General features: G+C 74.9%; 2 protein-coding genes. Both read right to left on the reverse strand.

The features are described from left to right. Positions 1-95, reverse strand: a 95-nt coding sequence (locus Mam01_RS37825) for a polyketide synthase docking domain-containing protein (RefSeq protein ID WP_204289652.1), incomplete at its 3' end; no start/stop codon positions are given. Between the two features lie 6 nt (positions 96-101). Further along, on the reverse strand, positions 102-3,451 hold a 3,350-nt coding region (locus Mam01_RS35760; RefSeq protein ID WP_204289651.1), incomplete at its 5' end, for a type I polyketide synthase.

The raw sequence follows: 3,451 nt of genomic DNA on the forward strand, positions 1-3,451 counted from the left end.
GACTTCGCCTCGATCTGCCGCAGCCGTTTCTCCGCCTGCTTGGTCTCCGCGATCGAACGCTTGAGATATTCGCGCAGCTTGTCGTCGTTCGCCATCAGGAATCAGCCCCTGTCCAGGAGGTCGAAGAGTTCGTCGTCGGTGGCGGAGTCGAGGTCGATCTCGTCGCCGGTGTCGTCGTCCGCGCCGAGCGGGGCGTCGAAGCGGGCCAGCAGCGCGCGCAGGCGGGAGACGACCTCGCCCCGGCCGCCGGGTTCGGCGAGCAGGCTCGCCTCCAGCCGCCGCAGCGCGGTCAGCGGGTCACCCGAGGGTTCCCCGTCCCCGTCCGCCTCCGCCTCCGCCTCGGCCAGCGCCGACAGGATGTAGTCGGTCACCGCGGCCGGTGAGGGGTGATCGAAGATCAGCGTGGTCGGCAGGGGCAGCCCGGTGGCCGTACGGAGCCGGTTGCGCAGGTCCACGGCGGTCAGCGAGTCGAGCCCCAGCTCCCGGAACGCCCTGGCCGGCGGGATCTCCTCGCCGTCGGCGTGCCGCAGCACCGCCGCGACCTCCGTGCGGACGAGGCCGAGCACGGCCTCGCGGCGCTGCTCCGGGCCGAGCCCGGCGAACCGCGACGCGGGTTCGGGCGCCTGCCCCCCGGCCGCGCCGTCGTCCGCCGCGCCGCCCACAGAGGACGTGGCCGATGACGTACGCGAGGCGTCGAGCCAGAAGCGGGTGCGCTGGAAGGCGTAGGTCGGCAGGTCGACGCGGCGCGGATCGGCGCCGCGGAGGGCGACGGCCCAGTCCACCGGCACGCCCCGCACGAACGCCTCGGCGAGCGACACGAGGAACCGCTCCGGCCCGCCCTCGTCGCGCCGCAGCGTCCCGGTGACCAGCGCGGGCGCGACCGCCGCGGCGTCCAGGGTGTCCTCGATGCTCGACGCCAGCACCGGATGCGGGCTGATCTCCACGAACGCGGTGTGCCCGCCGGCCGCCAGCGCGCGGGTGGCGGCCTCGAACCGCACGGGCCGGCGCAGGTTCGCGTACCAGTACTCGGCGTCGAGCTCCGCCTCCCCGGCCCATTCGCCGGTGACGGTCGACAGCATGGGCACGGTCAGCGCGCGGGGCGTGATCGGGGACAGCGCCTTCAGCAGCTCGTCGGAGATCAGCTCGACCTGGGCGGAGTGCGAGGCGTAGTCGACGGGGAGCCGCCGGTTGCGCACCCCCTCCGCGTCGAGCGCGGCCAGCAGCTCGCCCAGAGCGCTCACCTCGCCGGACACGACCACGCTGCCCGGCCCGTTGACGACCCCGACCGACAACCGGCCGTCCCAGGGCGCGATCCGGGCCTCGGCCTCCTCCAGCGGCAGGGCCACCGACGCCATGCCGCCGTCACCCGACAGGGTCCGGATGGCCTGGCTGCGCAGGGCCACCACGCGGGCGGCGTCGCGCAGCGACAGCCCGCCCGCCACCACGGCCGCGGCGATCTCCCCCTGCGAGTGGCCCACCACCGCGTCGGGACGGACCCCGTACGACTGCCAGAGCTCGGCGAGCGACACCATGACGGCCCACAGCACCGGCTGCACCACGTCGACCCGGTCGAGCCCCGGCGCGCCGGGGACGCCGCGCACGACGTCGAGCAGCGACCAGTCGACGAACTCGCTCAGGGCACGCTCGCACTCCGCGAGCCGCTCCGCGAACACGGGTGCCGTCTCCAGCAGCCCGGCGGCCATGCCGGGCCACTGCCCGCCCTGACCGGGGAAGACGAACACGACCTTCCCGGCGACGTCGGCCGTGCCGCGCACGACGTGGCCGGGCAGCGCGCCCTCGCGGGTGAGCGCGGTCAGCCCGGCGGTCAGCCCGGCCGTGTCCGGAGCGACCACGACGGCGCGCTCGCCCAGCAGCGTCCTGGCCGAGACGAGGGAGTGCGCCACGTCGACCGGGTCGAGGTCCGCCCGGCCGTCCAGGTACGTCGCGAGGCTGACGGCCTGGCCGCGCAGCGCCTCGGGCAGGTGCCCCGACAGCACCCACGGCACGGCGGCCGGTACAACGGGCGGCGTGGCCGGCCTTCTCACCGGCTCCTCGGCGGCGGGGGGCTGCTCCAGGATCACGTGCGCATTCGTGCCGCTCACCCCGAACGACGACACGCCCGCCCGCCTCGGGCCGCCGTCCTCCGGCCAGGGCCGCGCCTCGTCGAGAAGGCGGACTCCGCCGCTCGACCAGTCCACGTGCGGGCTCGGTTCTTCGACGTGCAGGGTCTTCGGCAGCACTCCGGCGTTCATCGCCATGATCATCTTGATCACGCCGGCGCCGCCCGCCGCGGCCTGGGTGTGCGCGATGTTCGACTTGAGCGAGCCCAGCCACAGCGGCCGGTCCGCCGGCCGGTCCTGCCCGTACGTCGCGAGCAGCGCCTGCGCCTCGATCGGGTCGCCGAGCGTCGTGCCGGTGCCGTGCGCCTCGACCACGTCCACCTCGCCGGTCGTCAGCCCGGCGTTGGCGAGCGCCTGCCGGATGACCCGCTGCTGCGACGGGCCGCTGGGGGCGGTCAGGCCGTTGGACGCGCCGTCCTGGTTGACGGCCGAGCCGCGGACCACCGCGAGCACCGGGTGATTGTTCCTGCGCGCGTCCGACAGCCGTTCGAGGAGCAGCAGGGCGACGCCCTCGCCCCAGCCGGTGCCGTCCGCCGAGGAGGAGAATGCCTTGCACCGCCCGTCCACCGCCAGGGCGCGCTGCCGGGAGAACTCGACGAACGTGGCGGGCGACGACATCACGGCGACGCCACCCGCCAGCGCCAGGTCCGACTCACCCGTACGCAGCGACTGGGCGGCGAGGTGCAGCGCGACCAGCGACGACGAGCAGGCCGTGTCGACGGTCACCGCCGGGCCCTCGAAGCCGAACGTGTACGCCACGCGGCCCGAGGCGATGCTGCCCGCGCTGCCGTTGACGAGGTAGCCCTCCAGGTCGCCCGGGATCTCCTGCAGTCGGGGCGCGTAGTCGTGGTACATGACCCCCGCGAAGACCCCGGTGCGGCTGCCCCTGAGCCGCCGGGGGTCGATCCCGGCCCGTTCGAACGCCTCCCAGGCCACTTCGAGCAGCAGTCGCTGCTGCGGGTCCGTCGCGAGCGCCTCGCGGGGCGAGATGCCGAAGAAGGCGGCGTCGAAGTCGGCGACGTCCCGCAGGAACCCGCCGTGCCGGGTGTAGGAGGTGCCGAGGTGGTCCGGATCGGGGTCGTAGAGCCGTTCGAGGTCCCAGCCCCGGTCGGCGGGGAACTCCGACACCGCGTCCCCGCCGCGTTCCACCAGCCGCCACAGCGCCTCCGGCGACTCGATGCCGCCCGGCAGCCGGCAGGCCATCCCGACGATGACGATCGGATCGTCCGCGAGCGACCCGGTGGTGGTCGTCTCAGCCCGCACCGGCGCCTTCTCCGCCCGGCCGTCCCCGCCGAGCAGGCCGTCCAGCAGATCGGCGATGCCCTGGGGGG

Origin of the sequence: Microbispora amethystogenes, from assembly GCF_016863015.1 — a bacterium.
GTDB classification, from domain to species: domain Bacteria; phylum Actinomycetota; class Actinomycetes; order Streptosporangiales; family Streptosporangiaceae; genus Microbispora; species Microbispora amethystogenes.